Annotated in this window: 14 protein-coding genes; 6 read left to right on the top strand and 8 right to left on the bottom strand. The window is 69.5% G+C overall.

From position 1 onward, the window contains the following. Positions 1 to 7: 7 nt before the first annotated feature. Positions 8 to 913 (bottom strand): tRNA (adenosine(37)-N6)-dimethylallyltransferase MiaA, encoded by a 906-nt coding sequence (miaA, locus tag AB0E94_RS09690; RefSeq protein WP_360324434.1) that lies wholly within the window; start codon positions 911 to 913, stop codon positions 8 to 10. Positions 914 to 1,093: 180 nt separating this feature from the next. Between miaA and AB0E94_RS09685 the strand changes: the two genes are divergently transcribed. Continuing rightward, positions 1,094 to 2,302: a DUF349 domain-containing protein gene (locus tag AB0E94_RS09685; RefSeq protein ID WP_360324432.1), complete on the top strand. Its 1,209-nt coding sequence runs from the start codon at positions 1,094 to 1,096 to the stop codon at positions 2,300 to 2,302. Positions 2,303 to 2,308: 6 nt separating this feature from the next. On the opposite strand, the gene AB0E94_RS09680 is transcribed toward AB0E94_RS09685, so the two are convergent. After that, complete coding sequence (locus AB0E94_RS09680) at positions 2,309 to 3,274, bottom strand: pyridoxal-phosphate dependent enzyme (protein ID WP_360324430.1); 966 nt, start codon at positions 3,272 to 3,274, stop codon at positions 2,309 to 2,311. 84 nt (positions 3,275 to 3,358) lie between these two features. Between AB0E94_RS09680 and AB0E94_RS09675 the strand changes: the two genes are divergently transcribed. Further along, a complete protein-coding gene (locus AB0E94_RS09675; RefSeq protein WP_360324428.1) occupies positions 3,359 to 4,267 on the top strand; it encodes a LysR family transcriptional regulator in 909 nt (302 codons plus the stop codon). Between the two features lie 50 nt (positions 4,268 to 4,317). Here the strand turns inward: AB0E94_RS09675 and miaB are convergent, their stop codons facing one another. After that, positions 4,318 to 5,817 carry a tRNA (N6-isopentenyl adenosine(37)-C2)-methylthiotransferase MiaB gene (gene miaB / locus AB0E94_RS09670; RefSeq protein ID WP_360324426.1) on the bottom strand — a complete coding sequence of 500 codons (1,500 nt, stop codon included), beginning with the start codon at positions 5,815 to 5,817 and terminating at the stop codon, positions 4,318 to 4,320. 21 nt (positions 5,818 to 5,838) lie between these two features. Continuing rightward, positions 5,839 to 6,303: a hypothetical protein gene (locus tag AB0E94_RS09665; protein ID WP_360324424.1), complete on the bottom strand. Its 465-nt coding sequence runs from the start codon at positions 6,301 to 6,303 to the stop codon at positions 5,839 to 5,841. 138 nt (positions 6,304 to 6,441) lie between these two features. Between AB0E94_RS09665 and AB0E94_RS09660 the strand changes: the two genes are divergently transcribed. From AB0E94_RS09660 to AB0E94_RS09645, 4 genes are read left to right on the top strand one after another with little or no spacing between them, the layout of a single operon-like run. Further along, positions 6,442 to 7,185 carry an amino acid ABC transporter ATP-binding protein gene (locus AB0E94_RS09660; RefSeq protein WP_360324422.1) on the top strand — a complete coding sequence of 248 codons (744 nt, stop codon included), beginning with the start codon at positions 6,442 to 6,444 and terminating at the stop codon, positions 7,183 to 7,185. Between the two features lie 54 nt (positions 7,186 to 7,239). Then, positions 7,240 to 8,118 (top strand): glutamate ABC transporter substrate-binding protein, encoded by an 879-nt coding sequence (locus AB0E94_RS09655; protein WP_360324420.1) that lies wholly within the window; start codon positions 7,240 to 7,242, stop codon positions 8,116 to 8,118. 27 nt (positions 8,119 to 8,145) lie between these two features. Continuing rightward, positions 8,146 to 8,856 (top strand): amino acid ABC transporter permease, encoded by a 711-nt coding sequence (locus tag AB0E94_RS09650; RefSeq protein ID WP_360324418.1) that lies wholly within the window; start codon positions 8,146 to 8,148, stop codon positions 8,854 to 8,856. Further along, complete coding sequence (locus tag AB0E94_RS09645) at positions 8,853 to 9,800, top strand: amino acid ABC transporter permease (protein ID WP_360324416.1); 948 nt, start codon at positions 8,853 to 8,855, stop codon at positions 9,798 to 9,800. The genes AB0E94_RS09650 and AB0E94_RS09645 overlap by 4 nt, the downstream gene beginning before the upstream one ends. 3 nt (positions 9,801 to 9,803) lie before the next feature. Here the strand turns inward: AB0E94_RS09645 and rny are convergent, their stop codons facing one another. From rny to AB0E94_RS09625, 4 genes are all read right to left on the bottom strand, one after another. Beyond that, the gene (rny, locus tag AB0E94_RS09640) at positions 9,804 to 11,528 is read right to left on the bottom strand and encodes a ribonuclease Y (protein WP_360324414.1); all 1,725 of its coding nucleotides are present in this window, start codon (positions 11,526 to 11,528) and stop codon (positions 9,804 to 9,806) included. A gap of 1,618 nt (positions 11,529 to 13,146) precedes the next feature. Next, positions 13,147 to 13,872 (bottom strand): regulatory protein RecX, encoded by a 726-nt coding sequence (locus tag AB0E94_RS09635; protein ID WP_360324412.1) that lies wholly within the window; start codon positions 13,870 to 13,872, stop codon positions 13,147 to 13,149. A 14-nt stretch (positions 13,873 to 13,886) separates the two neighbouring features. Continuing rightward, entirely contained in the window at positions 13,887 to 14,939 is a 1,053-nt protein-coding gene (gene recA, locus AB0E94_RS09630) for a recombinase RecA (protein ID WP_360324410.1), read from the bottom strand. Between the two features lie 195 nt (positions 14,940 to 15,134). Beyond that, on the bottom strand, positions 15,135 to 15,335 hold the full coding sequence (locus tag AB0E94_RS09625) for a DUF3046 domain-containing protein (RefSeq protein ID WP_360324408.1): 201 nt from the start codon (positions 15,333 to 15,335) through the stop codon (positions 15,135 to 15,137). Positions 15,336 to 15,347: the final 12 nt, after the last annotated feature.

The following is a 15,347-nucleotide window of genomic DNA, read 5'->3' as shown; positions in this document are numbered from 1 at the left end:
CGGCCCATCATCGCGCAAGGTCCAGGGCATGCGCCAACAGCTTCGGGTCGGCGCCGTCGAGCCAGGCGACCGCCGGGTCGCGGCGGAACCAGGACCGCTGCCGCCGCACGAACCGCCGGGTGCCCTGGACCGTGTCCGCTTTCGCCTGGTCCTCGCTGAGCTCGCCGTCGACCTGGGCGAGGGCCTGCTGGTAACCGAGCGCACGCGACGCCGTCCGGCCGTCCCGGATCCCGGTCAGCCCGCGGACCTCGTCGATCAGCCCGGCCGCCCACATCAGGTCGACCCGCAGCGCGATCCGCTCGTCCAGGCCGGCGGTCTCCCGGTCGACGCCGATCTGCACCGACTCGTAGACCGGCCGGGGATCGGGCAGCGACGCGGTGAACGGTTTCCCGGTCAGCTCGATCACCTCCAGCGCCCGGACGATGCGGCGGCCGTTGCTCGGCAGGATCTTCGCGGCCGCCTCCGGGTCCTGCTCGCCGAGCCGGGCGTGCAGCGCGCCGGCGCCGGCGCCGGCCAGTTCCTCCTCCAGGCGCGCCCGGATCGCCGGGTCGGTGCCGGGGAACTCGAAATCCTCCAGGACCGCCCGCACATACAGCCCGGAACCGCCGACCAGCAGCGGCACGCGGCCCCGCTCGAGGATGCCGTCGATCGCCGCCCGGGCCAGCCGCTGGTACTCGGCGACGGCGGCCGGCTCGGTCACGTCCCAGATGTCGAGCAGATGATGGGGAACGCCCTCCCGCTCGGCGAAGGTGAGTTTCGCCGTGCCGATGTCCATCCCCCGGTAGAGCTGCATGGAGTCGGCGTTGACCACCTCGCCGCCCAGCTCGTGGGCGAGAGCGATGCTCAGGGCGGACTTGCCGGCGGCCGTCGGGCCGACCACGGTGACCACTCGTTGACCTGTCCGGAACGGCACGAACCAACCGTAGGACACCGTTGTGTCACGGTCGTCAGCGGGAGCTTTCCCCTAACCGGGTTGGACCTGTGACAATGCGCGAGAAAGAATGCCGATGAGAAGTTGGCACTCCGACTGCGCTGTGGCGGTGGCCACGACCCCGATGCGGGCCGATGACGCCGGGAGAACGAGGATGAGCTCATGAACGACTGGACGACCTTCGGGCGCGTGGATGCCGACGGCACCGTGTACGTGAAGACCGCTGAGGGCGACCGGGTGGTCGGTTCCTGGCAGGCGGGCACCCCTGAGGAGGGGCTGGCCCACTTCGCCAGGCGATTCGCCGACCTGGTGACCGAGGTCGAGCTCGTCGAGGCCCGCCTCAAGTCCGGCGCGGCGGACGCGGCCCACTCACTCAGCAGCGTGAAGCGGCTGCGCGCCCAGCTGGACGAGGCGCACGTGGTGGGCGACATCGACGGCCTCACCGCCCGCCTGGAGCGGCTGGCCACCCTCGCCGACGAGAAGGCCGGCGAGGCCAGGGCCGCCCGCGAGGTGGCCCGGACCGAGGCGCTGGCCCGCAAGACGGCGCTGGTCGAGGAGGCGGAGAAGATCGCCGCCGACGCCACCGGGTGGAAGACGGCCGGCGACCGCCTCAAGGAGATCCTCGACGAGTGGAAGACGATCCGCGGCGTCGACAAGAAGACCGACGGTGAGCTGTGGAAGCGGTTCGCCGCCGCCCGGGACGGCTTCACCCGTCGTCGCGGCGCCCACTTCGCCACCCTCGACGGTCAGCGCAAGCAGGCGCAGACCGCCAAGGAGGACCTGGTCAAGGAGGCCGAGAGCCTGGCCGAGTCGACCGACTGGTCGAGCACGGCCAACCGGCTCAAGGACCTGATGACCGAGTGGAAGGCCGCGCCCCGCGCCGCCAAGGAGGCCGAGCAGCGCCTCTGGGAACGCTTCCGGGCCGCTCAGGACGCGTTCTTCACCAAGCGCAGCGAGGTCTTCTCCGCCCGCGACGCGGAGTACCAGGGCAACCTGGAGAAGAAGCAGGCCATCCTGGCCGAGCTGGAGGCGGTCGACGTCGACGCGGACGCCCGCGGCGCGCAGAACAAGCTGCGTGACGCCCAGGCCGCGTGGCACGACGCCGGCCGGGTGCCGCGGGAGGCGTCCGCCTCGCTGGACCGTCGCTGGCGGGCCGCCGAGGAGCGCATCCGGATCGCGATGGACTCGGCGTGGCGCAAGACCGCCCCGCAGGACAACCCGCTGCTGCGCCAGATGCGCGACCAGGTCGCCGAGGCCGAGCAGCGGCTGGAGCGGGCCAAGACGGCCGGCGACAACCGGCGGATCAAGGAGGCCGAGCAGGCGCTCGCCTCGAAGAAGCAGTTCCTCGCGCTGGCCGAGCAGGCCAACTGAGGTTCATCAGGAGCCTGATTCAACACGCCTGAGGGTCGCCAGTTCGTCCGGGTCGGCATTTCCGCCGGTGCAGACGACGGCGACCCTCTTGCCGTGGAAGAGGGTCGGGCGGCTCAGCACACCGGCCAGGGCGGCCGCGCCGGCGCCCTCGGCGAGGGTGTGCGCGGTGGTGGCCAGCAGTCGCCGGGCGGTGTCGATCTCGTCGTCGGCGACCAGGTGGAAGTCGGCCAGACGCCCCCGCATGATCCGCTGAGGCAGGGCGAAACCGCGCCCGGTGGCCAGTCCGGCGGCGGCCGTGCGGTTGGGGCGCTCGACGAGCTCGCCGGAGCGCCAGGAGTCGTGCCCGGCGGGTGAGGCCGCCGACTGGACCCCGATCACGGCACAGCGCGGCGCCAGGGCGGCGGCGACGAGGCACGCGGCGGCGGCCCCCGTGCCACTGCCGACCGGGACCACGATCGCGTCGAGGTCCGGGTGGGTTTCGAGGATCTCCAGGTAGACGGTGCCGACACCGGCCAGCAACTCCGGCGTGTCGCCGGGACTGATCAGGCGGGCGCCGGTCTGGTCGGCATGCTGCCGGGCCTGCCGTTCGGCCGTCTCCAGACTGTCACCGGCCCGGATCGCCCGGGCGCCCCAGGACTCGACCGCCGCCGCCTTGGATCCGGGCGTGCCGGCCAGCATGAACACCATGCAGTCGGCGCCGAAGACGTGACCGGCGTACGCCAGCGACTGAGCGTGGTTGCCGGTGGACCAGGTGACCGTGCCGCGTTTGCGCTCGGTGTCGCTCATCCCGGCGAGCAGGGTCAGGCCGCCGCGCACCTTGAACGCACCGACCGGCTGGGTGTTCTCGTGCTTGACCAGGACATTCGCTCCCGCGGCCCGGTCCAGGAGCGGGTAGGACCAGAGCGGTGTGGGCGGCAGGTGGTCACGGAGCAGGGCCTGGGCGGCGCGGATGTCGGCGATCGTCGGTTCCATGAGCTGATCGTCGCCCCGCAGCGATCCATAGGTCCAATGTCAATGACCTCGGGAACCCATAGGCAGGATTGATAGGTTGGCCGGATGCTCGACGTCACCCGGCTGACCGTGCTGGCCGCGGTCGCCCGCCACGGGTCGGTCACCGCGGCCGCCCGTGCCCTGCACTACGCCCAGCCGTCGGTCAGCCACCACCTGGCCCGGCTCGAGGCCGAGACCGGCAGCCGGCTTCTCCAGCGGGTGGGCCGGGGTGTGCGCCTCACCGAGGCCGGCCGGCTGCTCGCCGACCGCGCCGAGGAGATCCTGGGGCGTCTCGCCGCCGCCGAGGCCGAGCTGGCTGAACTCGCCGGGCTCCGGGCCGGCCGGGTCCGGCTGGCCGCCTTCCCGTCCGCGCTGGGCACCTTCGTCCCGCTCGCGGCGGCCGGCTTCCGCTCCGCCCATCCGGCCGTCGACCTGCGCTTCACCGAGGCCGAGCCGCCCGCCGCGGTCCGCCTGCTGCGCGGCGGTGAGGTCGACGTCGCGCTGCTCTTCGCCCACCCCGGCGAGTCCGCACCGGACCTCGATGGGCTCCGCCACGAGACGCTGCTCGAGGAGCCGTCCTATCTGGTGGTTCCGGCGGACTGGGCAGGCGACCGGCTCGCCGACCATCGGGACCGGCCGTGGATCGGCGGCTGTGAGCGGTGCCGCAGCCGCCTGATCGCCGCGTGTGCGGCCGACGGGTTCGCGCCGGACATCCGGTTCACCACCGACGACTACGTGGCGGTGCAGGCGCTGGTGGCCGCCGGGATCGGCGCGACCACCCTGCCGGGGCTGGCCCTGGCCGCCCACCGCGACAACCGGGTGCGGGCGGTGCGGCTGCCCGGCCCCGGTCGCCGGGTGTCGGTCGCGGTCCTCGGTGAGCCGCCCGATCCCCCGGCGACCGCGGCGTTGCTCGCCCAGCTCCGTGCCGCTGCCCTCCCGTCCACCCGCGATCTTGTGGAATTCGGTCACGCCTGACGCGCCGCTCGGCGACTGCGGCGCGGCGGGTGGTGGCGGTGGGGGGGTGGCTAGACGGCGCAGCCGTCGGCGGCGGGCGGCAGCGGGGCCGGGACACCGATCGACGGCAGGCCGAGCGAGACGCCCTTCAGCTTCGGGGTACGGCCGGCCTCGAAGGCGTCGCCGGCCCGGGTCCGCCGGTGGCTCAGCGGGTCACCGTCGGCGTTGAGGTGGTGCGGGGCGGCGTAGGTGATCACCGTCTCGACGATGTCGCCGGGACGTGGCGCCCGGTCGCCGGTCAGGTCGCCGGTGGCGAAGTGCACCAGGCGGCCGTCACGGGCGCGGCCGCTCATCCGGCCGGTGCGCTCGTCCTTACGGCCCTCACCGACGGCGACCAGCACCTCGACCTTCTCGCCGACCAGCTTCTTGTTCTCCGACCAGGTGATGTCCTCGAGGGTGGCGATCAGCCGGTTGTAGCGCTCCTGGACAACCGCTTTCGGGACCTGCTCCTCCATCGTCGCGGCCGGGGTGCCGGGCCGTTTCGAGTACTGGAAGGTGAAGGCGCTGGAGAACCGGGCCCGGCGGACCACCTCGAGGGTCTGCTCGAAGTCCTCGTCGGTCTCGCCGGGGAACCCGACGATGATGTCGGTGGTGATCGCCGCGTCCGGCATGGCGGCCCGGACCTTCTCGATGATCCCCAGGTACTTCTCCTGGCGGTAGCTGCGGCGCATCGCCTTGAGCACGGTGTCCGAGCCGGACTGCAACGGCATGTGCAGCGAGTGGCACACGTTCGGCGTCTCGGCCATCGCGGCGATCACGTCGTCGGTGAAGTCCTTCGGGTGCGGGCTGGTGAACCGGACCCGCTCCAGGCCCTCCACCTCACCGCAGGCGCGCAGCAGCTTGCCGAACGCGAGCCGGTCGCCGAACTCGACACCGTACGAATTCACGTTCTGCCCGAGCAGGGTCACCTCGAGGACGCCTTCGGCGACCAGGGCGCGCACCTCGGCCAGGATGTCGCCGGGACGACGGTCCTTCTCCTTGCCGCGCAGGCTGGGCACGATGCAGAACGTGCAGGTGTTGTTGCAGCCGACCGAGATGGAGACCCACCCCGCGTACGTCGACTCGCGCTTGGTCGGCAGCGTGGAGGGGAAGACCTCGAGCGACTCGAGGATCTCGACCTGCGCCTCCTCGTTGTGCCGGGCGCGCTCCAGCATCGCCGGCAGCGAGCCGATGTTGTGGGTGCCGAAGACCACGTCGACCCAGGGCGCCTTCTTGACGATGTCGCCCTTGTCCTTCTGGGCGAGGCAGCCGCCGACCGCGATCTGCATGCCGGGGTTCTTCAGCTTGGTCGGGCGCAGGTGGCCGAGGTTGCCGTAGAGGCGGTTGTCGGCGTTCTCCCGGACCGCACAGGTGTTGAAGACGACCACGTCCGCCGCGTCGGCCTCGGCGGCGCGCACGTAGCCGGCGTCCTCCATCAGGCCGGAGATCCGCTCGCTGTCGTGCACGTTCATCTGGCAGCCGTAGGTGCGCACATCGTAGGTGCGCGGGGCGCCCTGCATCTCGGTAGTCATGGCAATTGACCAGGCTACCCCTCACGCCGCGGCGGGCCGCTCCGGCGTCGGGTCCGGTTTCCACCGCGATCGGTCACAACCGGCCGGGGCGGCACACGCCGGGTCGTGGCCGGTGCAGGGGCGCACATGCCGCCGCTCGGTGCCGTCGTCGGTCTCCCGTTCGTCGGCGTGCACCGCCCGGATCGTGCCGTCGGGCTCGCACAACACGTACCGCGAAGGGTTGAGGGTGTCGTCGGGAAGCAGGACCGCGGCATGCAGCCGGACCGCGACGGCGCTCGCGATGGTCTCCTCGGCGACGCCGGCGGGCGTCAAGTAGATGTCGACCATCGTCGGGAAGTCTCCGCCGACGTGATAGACGTCGCAGAGCAGATCCGCGCCGGCGACCATGCCGTGCACCTGACGTTCCAGAGCGCCGGCCAGCGCACCCATCACCCGGTCCGGATCGACCCGGCCGGAGATGCACCAGTTCCACGGGCCGTCCGCCATAAAGTCCATGGTCCTGACCCCTCTCTCAGCGCATTGGCTGTGTTACCGCTCCGTGACCATTCTCGACACATTCCGATACGGACGGGCCCATAGGGTGTGTCCATTCGAGTGAACCGAGAACGAGCGGATGGACCAGGGGTGACAGGCGAGGCTCTCATCGTCCTTGAGAACGTCAACAAGTGGTTCGGCCCCTTGCACGTGCTACAGGACGTCGACCTGTCTGTCGCGCGCGGCGAGGTCGTGGTCGTCATCGGACCTTCCGGGTCCGGTAAGTCCACGCTGTGCCGTGCCATCAACCGGCTGGAGCCGATCGACTCCGGCACGATCACCTTCGACGGGCAGCCACTTCCGGCCGAGGGCCGTGCTCTGGCGCGGCTGCGCAGCGAAGTCGGCATGGTGTTCCAGTCCTTCAACCTCTTCGCGCACAAGACCATCCTGCAGAACGTGATGCTGGGCCCGGTCAAGGTGCGCAAGGAGAAGCCCGCGGTGGTCCGTGACCGCGCCATGGGCCTGCTGGAGCGGGTCGGCATCGCCAACCAGGCCGACAAGTACCCGGCTCAGCTCTCCGGCGGCCAGCAGCAGCGTGTCGCGATCGCGCGGGCCCTCGCCATGCAGCCCAAGGCGCTGCTCTTCGACGAGCCCACCAGCGCGCTCGACCCGGAGATGGTCGGCGAGGTGCTGGACGTGATGACCTCGCTGGCCCGGGAGGGCATGACGATGGTGGTCGTCACCCACGAGATGGGTTTCGCCCGGCACGCGGCCGACCGGGTCGTGTTCATGGCCGACGGCCAGCTCGTCGAGCAGGCGGCGCCGGAGGAGTTCTTCGCGAACCCGCGGAGCGACCGGGCCAAGGACTTCCTTTCCAAGATCCTCACGCACTGATGCGCCTTCAGAGCCGTCACACAACGACGGCTCTGATCGAAAAGGAGATGAAGTATGCGTTTCACTCGTGCAGCCGTTGTGGCCACCGCCGCGGCTCTGACTTTCGGCCTGACCGCGTGTGGCGGCGACAAAACCGAGTCGGGTGACACCGGCACGACCAAGTCGTTCGCCGCCGGCAGCACCATGGAGAAGCTCAACAAGGCCCAGGCGGTCAAGGTCGGCACCAAGTTCGACCAGCCCGGCTTCGGCCTCAAGGGCCTGTCCGGCAAGCCGGAGGGCTTCGACGTCGAGGTCGCGAAGATCATCGTCAAGGAGCTCGGCATCCCCACGGACAAGATCGAGTTCGTCGAGACGACCTCGAAGATCCGCGAGGACGCGATCGTGAACAACAACGTCGACTTCATCGTCGCGACGTACACGATCAACGACAAGCGCAAGGAGCGCATCGCCTTCGCCGGGCCGTACTACGAGGCCGGCCAGAACATCCTGGTCAAGGCGGACGACGCGACGATCACCAGCCCGGACGCCTTCAAGGCGGGCGACAAGAAGGTCTGCTCGGTCACCGGCTCGACCCCGGCCGAGACCATCAAGACGTACGTCAAGGACGTCGCCACCCAGCTGGTGCTCTTCGACACCTACGACAAGTGCATCACCGCCCTGGACGGCGGTCAGGTCAACGCTGTGACCACGGACAACGTCATCCTCCTCGGCTACATCGCCAAGAACGAGGGCAAGTACAAGCTCGCCGGTGACAACTTCACCAAGGAGCCGTACGGCATCGGTGTGAAGATCGACGACAAGGACTTCCGGTCGTTCATCAACGACACCCTGGAGAAGGCCTACTCCGACGGCAGCTGGAAGAAGGCCTGGGACGACACCGCCGGCAAGTTCGGCGCCGAGCTGGGCACCGCCCCGGCCGTCAACCGTTACTGATCAGCTGATCCCGGGGAGCTTCCGCCCGTGAGCGTTTGGGTAGACAAGTTCGACGTCTTCGCGGGCGGTTTCTGGCTCACCCTCCAGATCTGCGTGCTCGCCGCGATCGGCGCCCTCATCCTGGGCGCCGTCGTGGCGGTGCTCCGCATCTCACCGGTGCCGCCGCTGCGGGCGGTCGGCACCGCGTACGTCACGATCTTCCGCAACATGCCGCTGACCGTGGTGATGTTCTTCGCCGCGTTCGCGCTGCCGGCACTCGGCTCCAACGCCGACTTCCTGCGCATCCCGGGGCTGGACGTGGTCTTCACCCGTCTCGGCACCGACCTTCCGTACTTCCGCTTCGCCCTGATCGCGCTGACCCTCTACACCGCCGCCTTCGTCTGCGAGGCGTTGCGGTCCGGCATCAACGCGGTCCCGCCCGGCCAGGCCGAGGCGGCCCGGTCGCTGGGGCTGACCTTCACCCAGAATCTGCGGTACGTGGTGCTGCCGCAGTCGTGGAAGGCCTCGATCGTCCCGCTCGGGTCGGTCATCATCGCGATGATCAAGAACTCGGCGCTGATCGGCTTCTTCGGCGTCGTCGGTGACCTCTCGCAGAGCGCCGACCAGCTCACCTCGGCCGAGGGTTACGCCTTCATCCCCGTCGCCATCGGCATCTCGATCGGATACCTGATCATGACCGTCCCCCTCGGGGCCCTCCTTGACCGGATCGAACGGCGGCAGGCGGTGGCAGCCCGATGAGCAGCGTCCTCTACGACGTCCCCGGACCGCGTCAGCGGCGGCTCACCCTGATCCTCAGCCTGGTGGCCACGGTTCTGGTGCTGGCCGGCGCGTACTTCCTGATCTACCTGCCCCTGGACGAGAAGGGGCAGTTCTCGATGGAGCTCTGGGGGCCGCTGATCGACCCCTCCAACGAGAACTTCGTCCTGGTCTGGGAACGGATCTGGGTCGGCATCGAGAACACGCTGATCGCCGCCGCCCTGGCCATCGTCGCGTCGCTGATCATCGGGACCCTGCTGGCCATCCTGCGGCTACAGCTCAAGAGCCTGGCCGGACGCCGGTACGCCGGACTGTCCGCCCCGGCCGCCTACCTGCTGCGCGGGCTCGGCAGCGGGCTGGCCGTGCTCACCCGGGTCTGCGTCGAGGTGTTCCGCGGCCTGCCGGTGGTCATCACGATCTTCTTCGTCGCGCGCGGCCTGCCCGAGTTCGGCATCACCCTCGAGACGCTGTGGTACCTGGTGATCGGCCTGACCGTCTACAACGGTGTGGTGATCGCCGAGATCCTGCGCTCCGGCATGGAGGGCCTGCCGTTCGGCCAGCGGGAGGCGGCGGTCGCGATCGGGCTCTCCCCGTTCCAGACCACCACGCTGATCCTGCTGCCGCAGTCCTTCCGGATCATGCTGCCGGCGTTGATCAGCCAGCTCGTCGTGGTCCTCAAGGACACCTCGCTCGGCTTCATCATCAGCTACGAGGAGACCCTGAACATCGGCAAGCAGATCATCGGCGTGCTGAGCAACCCGATCCAGGTCTACTTCGTGATCGCGGTGCTCTTCATCCTGGTCAACTACTCGCTGTCGAAGCTCGCGCAGTACGTCCAGAAGCGGCTCGCCCGCGGCCGCAAGACCGCGAACCTGCCCACCGCTTCCGAGGTCGCCGCCCCGGTCGACGCGGGCGCGAACGTCTGACGCTTACCGGGCCAGCTCCGTCACCCTGGACTCACGGACCACGGTGACCCGGATCTGGCCCGGGTAGGTCAGCTCCTCCTCGATCTGCTTGGCCACGTCACGGGCCAGCACGGCGGCGCCGATGTCGTCGATGTCGTCCGGGCGCACCATGACCCGGATCTCCCGGCCGGCCTGCATCGCGAAGACCTTCTCCACACCGGCTTTGCCGCCGGCGATCTCCTCGATGCGTTCCAACCTTTTGACGTACGCCTCCAGGCTCTCCCGACGAGCACCGGGCCGTCCCCCGGAACACGCGTCCGACGCCTGCGTGAGCACGGCCTCGATGGTCTGCGGCGGCACCTCGTTGTGGTGCGCCTCGATCGCGTGGACGATGTCCTCGTGCTCGCCGTACTTGCGGGCCATGTCGGCGCCGATCAGCGCGTGACTGCCCTCCACCTCATGGGTCAGCGCCTTGCCGATGTCGTGCAGGAACGCCGCCCGCTTCATCGTCGGCACGTCCAGGCCCAGCTCGGCCGCCATGATCCCGGCGATGTGCGCGGTCTCCACCAGGTGCTTCAGCACGTTCTGGCCGTAACTCGTCCGGTACCGCAGCCGGCCCAGCAGTTTCACCAGCTCCGGGTGGATGTTGGTGATCCCGACGTCGACCAGGGCCTCCTCGGCCGCCCGGTCGCACAGCCGCTCCACCTCGTTCTTGGCGCTGTCGAAGACCTCCTCGATCCGGTGCGGATGGATCCGGCCGTCCAGCACCAGTTTCTCCAGCGTCAGGCGGCCCACCTCCCGGCGTACCGGATCGAAGCAGGAAAGAAGAACCGCCTCCGGAGTGTCGTCGATGATCAGGTTGACGCCTGTCGTCGACTCGAACGCCCGGATGTTGCGGCCCTCACGGCCGATGATCCGGCCCTTCATCTCGTCGCTCGGCAGATGCAGGACGCTGACCACGCTCTCCGCGGTCTGCTCGCTGGCGATCCGCTGGATGGCGTCGACCACGATGTGCCGGGCCCGGGTGTCGGCGGTGCTCCGCGCGTCGGTCTCGATGTCCCGGACCAGGATCGCGGCCTCCCGCTTCGCCTGCCCCTCGATCGCCTCGATCAGCTCGGCGCGGGCCGTGTCCGCGGTCAGGCCGGCGATCCGCTCCAGCTCACGGCGCTTCACCTCGTCCGTCTTCGCCAGCTCCGACTCCCGCGAGGTCAGCGCCGACTCCCGCTTCGACAGATCCGACTCCAGGGTGGCGATCCGGCGCTCCCGCTCGACCAGGCGCTCCACCTCTTCGGCGTGCAGCCGCTCCCGCTCGTCGATCCGGCCGGCCCGGCGCTCCACCTCGGCGGCCTGCTCCTTCACCGTCGCGTTCAATAGAGCGATCTCTCGCTCCCCGGAACGACGGGCGGCGGCCCTCAGCTGTTCGGCGTCCGTCTCGGCCTGGCGGTGGGCGTGTTCGAGGATCGTGTCGGCCTCACCGTGGGCGGTCTCCAGAACCCGGCGGGCCTCGGCTCGGGCGGCGTTCGCCTCGGCCTTCGCGGCTGCGGTCTCCGCCCGTACCGAAGCGGCCTTGGCCTTTGCGTCCTCGACCTTCGCCTGTGCGTCGCCGACCGCCTGCTCACGCCGGTCCTGGGCATCCTGCCGATCGGTGTGCAGCACGCGCAACGCACGCGCCCCGAGGACCAGCCCGGCTATCACCGACGCGGCAAGCACGATGATCGCAACCACGAGCACCCAGTCCACGGGGGTCATCTCGCCGCGTCTCCCTTCGCCGCCGACGCTGTGCACGCGCGCGGGCTCTCTGCGGGATGCCCGACCAAGGCAGCTTGACCGCGGGCGGCACCGGGCCCGGGTATCACGCGCTCCGCCTTCGGCTACCCCGAGCCTCCAGTCTCCGTCCGAACGGCCTTCGCCGCCCGGCTGCCGGGCGTGCTTCGCCGCACGTTGCCGCCTGACCTGTCCGGTTCCGGCAGATTCAGGTCCGTCCTTCGGACGTCCGGGTCTCCGGCTCCGGCGTTCCGGCCTGGCGGGCCTTCCGGTCGGCCTTTGCCGCTCGGGTCAGGTTCCGTCCGGATCGGTTTCCGCTCGGATCGGCCTTCCCGTCCGGAACGGCCTACCGGTCGGATCGGCCTTCCCGCCCGGATCAGCCTTTCCGGTCGGATCAGCCTTCCCGGTCGGATCGGCCTTCCCGCCCGGAACGGCTTGCCGGTCGGATCAGCCTTTCCGTCCGGAACGGCTTTCCCGGTCGGATCAGCCTTCGCTCGACTCGGCCTTCCGTTCGGGTCGGCCTCTCGCTTGGATCGGCTTTCCTGCCCGGAACAGCGTGGACGGCACCGGCCGGGCCACCGTGGGCTCGGATTCCGTCGGCTTCGGTCGTCTGGCTCGGCGATCCGGCTCCGCCGGGTCCTCGGGCGCCGGTCGCACATGGCGTCCGTCGTCTGGATTCCCAGCGCGGGGATCGCGCCTGCATCGGATGATCACCGTGCGCCCATCCGAACAGCGTTTCCCTGCGTAGCCTCGCCGCCGCGGTCGTCCCACCGGACGGGAAACGTCGTTACAGTCCGTGGGATATGGCGATGGCTCGAGCGAACATCGTCGCCCGAGACCCCCATCTGATCCCCCGGCCGGCTTCGAAGCCCCGCCAGCGAGCCGCCCACCGGACGCTCGAATCAGGAGTGTGTGGAGTTGTGGGGTTGACCGCCGGTATGTCGCGCCGTCCGCCGCGCGGTCAGCGGCTGACGGAGGCATCCATCGAGCGAAACCCGCCCAAGTGATGCCGTAATGTAATGCGATCTATGTTGTGCCTGTTGCATGCGATGGTCGAACAAACCTTGTGTAACGCGAGGCTAGGTCGCAAGCACCGCTTCGGTCAAGGACTCATGATTCGGCAGCGGATAGGACGTACGGCACAGAGATGCTTACGCCCAGCTCACGATCCCACGGGACAATTCCAGACGTACCACGCGATCGTGCCCTTCCCTCCTCGGCCGTAACCATTATCGCCACCGACACCACAGCCGAAGCGCACGACACGGAGCGTGACAACGACCCGCAGTGACGGAACGTGTCAGCCACCACGACCTCGAAGCCGCCGCGTGATATCGGGCCGAACGGTCACCAGAGGAGCGATCCTCACATCAGGACTATATCGGCGAACGCCCTGGCCACCGGTATCAACGGCCGGGCTCCATAGCCGACGTCACTTCCGGTCCCCGGCGGGAAGCCTCGGGGCCGCACCGAAACCCCGGCGGCGACGCGACTCCGGAGTCGATCGTCGATCGCCACACCAGTCGCCGGTCGGCCCTTGCTCGGCCAGTCGCCACACCGGCCGGTCAGTCGCCGCGCCAGCCGGTCGGTTGCCGGTCGGAGCCTAGGACTGGAGGTCCTCGGCCTCGTCGGCCAAGGCGTCCGCATCGATCGCGTCGGCGAACTCGGCGGCCTCGGCGTCTCGTGCGGCCAGCGCATCCTTTACCGCTCGGATGGCGATCCCGGCCGGGTAGCCCTTCCGGGCGAGCATCGCGACCAACCGCCGGAAGATTGCGTCGGGCGCACCCGTCGCGGTGCGGAGTTTCCGGTCGACCAGGGTCCGGGCGGCTGAAGCCTCGGCCTCGTCATCGACCGCCTCCAGCGCCTCGACCGCGGTCTCCGCGTCGACGCCACGCTGCCGCAGCTCGTTGGCGAGCGCCCGGCGCGCCAGCCCACGACCGTGGTGCCGGCTGGAGACCCAGGCGCGCGCGAAGGCCGCGTCGTCGATGATGCCGACTTCGTCGTAGCGGTCGAGGACCTCGGCGATCACCTCTTCGGAGATCTCCTTGCGGACCAGCACTTTCGCCAGCTCGGCCCGGGTCCTCGGGCGAACCGCCAGCTGACGCAGGCAGATCTCCCGAGCGACCTCGGACTCGCTGCGCGGCGGTTCCGCCCGCGCCGGGGTGTCACCGTCAGGAAACACCCCGGAAGTGGGGGCGCCGCGGCGGCCACGACGCCCCGTGGAACGTCGTGGCTCGTCCGCATCGTCGCCCGCTGTCGTGCCGGCGCCGGTCCGGGGCGGAATGGCATCCCATCCCCGCCCGGACCGTGCGCCGCGCCGTCCGGCCATCGCGGGTTACCGGATCAGAAGTCGACCGGCGGCAGCTCGGGGCCACCGGCGGCATCGCTGGCACCGGCCTGGCCGACACCGAGCTTCTCCAGGATCTTCTTCTCGATCTCGGCGGCGACGTCCGGGTTCTCCTTGAGGAACTCCCGGGCCTTCTCCTTGCCCTGGCCGAGCTGGTCGCCGTCGTAGGTGTACCAGGCGCCCGACTTGCGGATGATGCTCTGCTCGACACCGACGTCGATGAGCGAGCCCTCCCGGGAGATGCCCTTGCCATACATGATGTCGAACTCGGCCTGCTTGAACGGCGCGGCCACCTTGTTCTTGACGACCTTGACCCGGGTCCGGTTGCCGACGACGTCGGTGCCGTCCTTGAGGGCCTCGATACGCCGGACGTCGAGACGGACCGACGCGTAGAACTTCAGCGCCCGGCCACCGGTCGTGGTCTCGGGCGAGCCGAACATGACACCGATCTTCTCGCGGAGCTGGTTGATGAAGATCGCGGTGGTGCCCGAGTTGTTCAGGATGCCGGTGATCTTCCGGAGCGCCTGGCTCATCAGACGGGCCTGGAGGCCGACGTGACTGTCGCCCATCTCACCCTCGATCTCGGCACGCGGCACGAGGGCCGCCACCGAGTCGATGACGATGATGTCGAGGGCGCCGGAGCGGATCAGCATGTCCGCGATCTCGAGAGCCTGCTCACCGGTGTCCGGCTGGGAGACCAGCAGTGCGTCGGTGTCCACACCGAGGGCCCGCGCATACTCCGGGTCGAGGGCGTGCTCGGCGTCGATGAACGCCGCGAGACCGCCTGCCTTCTGTGCGTTGGCCACCGCGTGCAGGGCGACCGTCGTCTTACCACTCGACTCGGGACCGTAGACCTCGATGACCCGGCCGCGCGGCAGACCGCCGACGCCGAGCGCCACATCGAGGGCGATGGAGCTGGTGGGGATGACGGCCATCTGCTGGACCGGCCGCTCCCCGAGCCGCATCACCGAGCCCTTGCCGAACTGCTTGTCGATCTGCGCGAGCGCCAGCTCGAGCGCTTTCTCCCGATCAGGTGTTCCTGCCGCCATTCCCGCCACCCCTGTATTCGACTTCGTGCTCTTCGTCGACGAGCTTTTGTTCACCACGGTCGACACGTTAGGCGAGGGGTACGACAAAATCCTCCGCCCCGTCGTGTGCTGTGGATGACCGAGCCGCTGTGGACAATAGCCGAACACCTGTACGACGATCGAGTGACACGCCAGAACAGGCGTACTAAAAGCTGCTCAGCGCAGCCGGGACGGCACCCGATCGGGGTACGCGGTCACCACGGCGCGCCAGATGGTAGCGGTTTCGACACCGTTAGTGATGGCCTCGTCTATGGTTCGCCCGCCGAGTTCCGTGAAGGAGTGATCGGCCGCGATGCTACGGGCATAGGCGGAGCCGAAGCACTGTTCCAGGCGTTCCCAGAAATCTGTCAAGCGCACCGGAGAAGGGTA

Source organism: Actinoplanes sp. NPDC026670 (assembly GCF_040638175.1).
In the GTDB taxonomy this organism is placed as follows: Bacteria; Actinomycetota; Actinomycetes; order Mycobacteriales; family Micromonosporaceae; genus Actinoplanes.
The sequence above is the reverse complement of the archived record's forward strand: the minus strand, read 5'-3'. Positions and strand labels throughout refer to the sequence as shown.

Coding starts and splice junctions, on each gene's coding strand:
- recA (WP_360324410.1), bottom strand. CDS start 14,939: ATGGCGGCAGGAACACCTGATCGGGAGAAAGCGCTCGAGCTGGCGCTC.
- AB0E94_RS09645 (WP_360324416.1), top strand. CDS start 8,853: ATGAGCAGCGTCCTCTACGACGTCCCCGGACCGCGTCAGCGGCGGCTC.
- AB0E94_RS09675 (WP_360324428.1), top strand. CDS start 3,359: ATGCTCGACGTCACCCGGCTGACCGTGCTGGCCGCGGTCGCCCGCCAC.
- AB0E94_RS09685 (WP_360324432.1), top strand. CDS start 1,094: ATGAACGACTGGACGACCTTCGGGCGCGTGGATGCCGACGGCACCGTG.
- miaB (WP_360324426.1), bottom strand. CDS start 5,817: ATGACTACCGAGATGCAGGGCGCCCCGCGCACCTACGATGTGCGCACC.
- AB0E94_RS09655 (WP_360324420.1), top strand. CDS start 7,240: ATGCGTTTCACTCGTGCAGCCGTTGTGGCCACCGCCGCGGCTCTGACT.
- AB0E94_RS09665 (WP_360324424.1), bottom strand. CDS start 6,303: ATGGCGGACGGCCCGTGGAACTGGTGCATCTCCGGCCGGGTCGATCCG.
- rny (WP_360324414.1), bottom strand. CDS start 11,528: ATGACCCCCGTGGACTGGGTGCTCGTGGTTGCGATCATCGTGCTTGCC.
- AB0E94_RS09680 (WP_360324430.1), bottom strand. CDS start 3,274: ATGGAACCGACGATCGCCGACATCCGCGCCGCCCAGGCCCTGCTCCGT.
- AB0E94_RS09635 (WP_360324412.1), bottom strand. CDS start 13,872: ATGGCCGGACGGCGCGGCGCACGGTCCGGGCGGGGATGGGATGCCATT.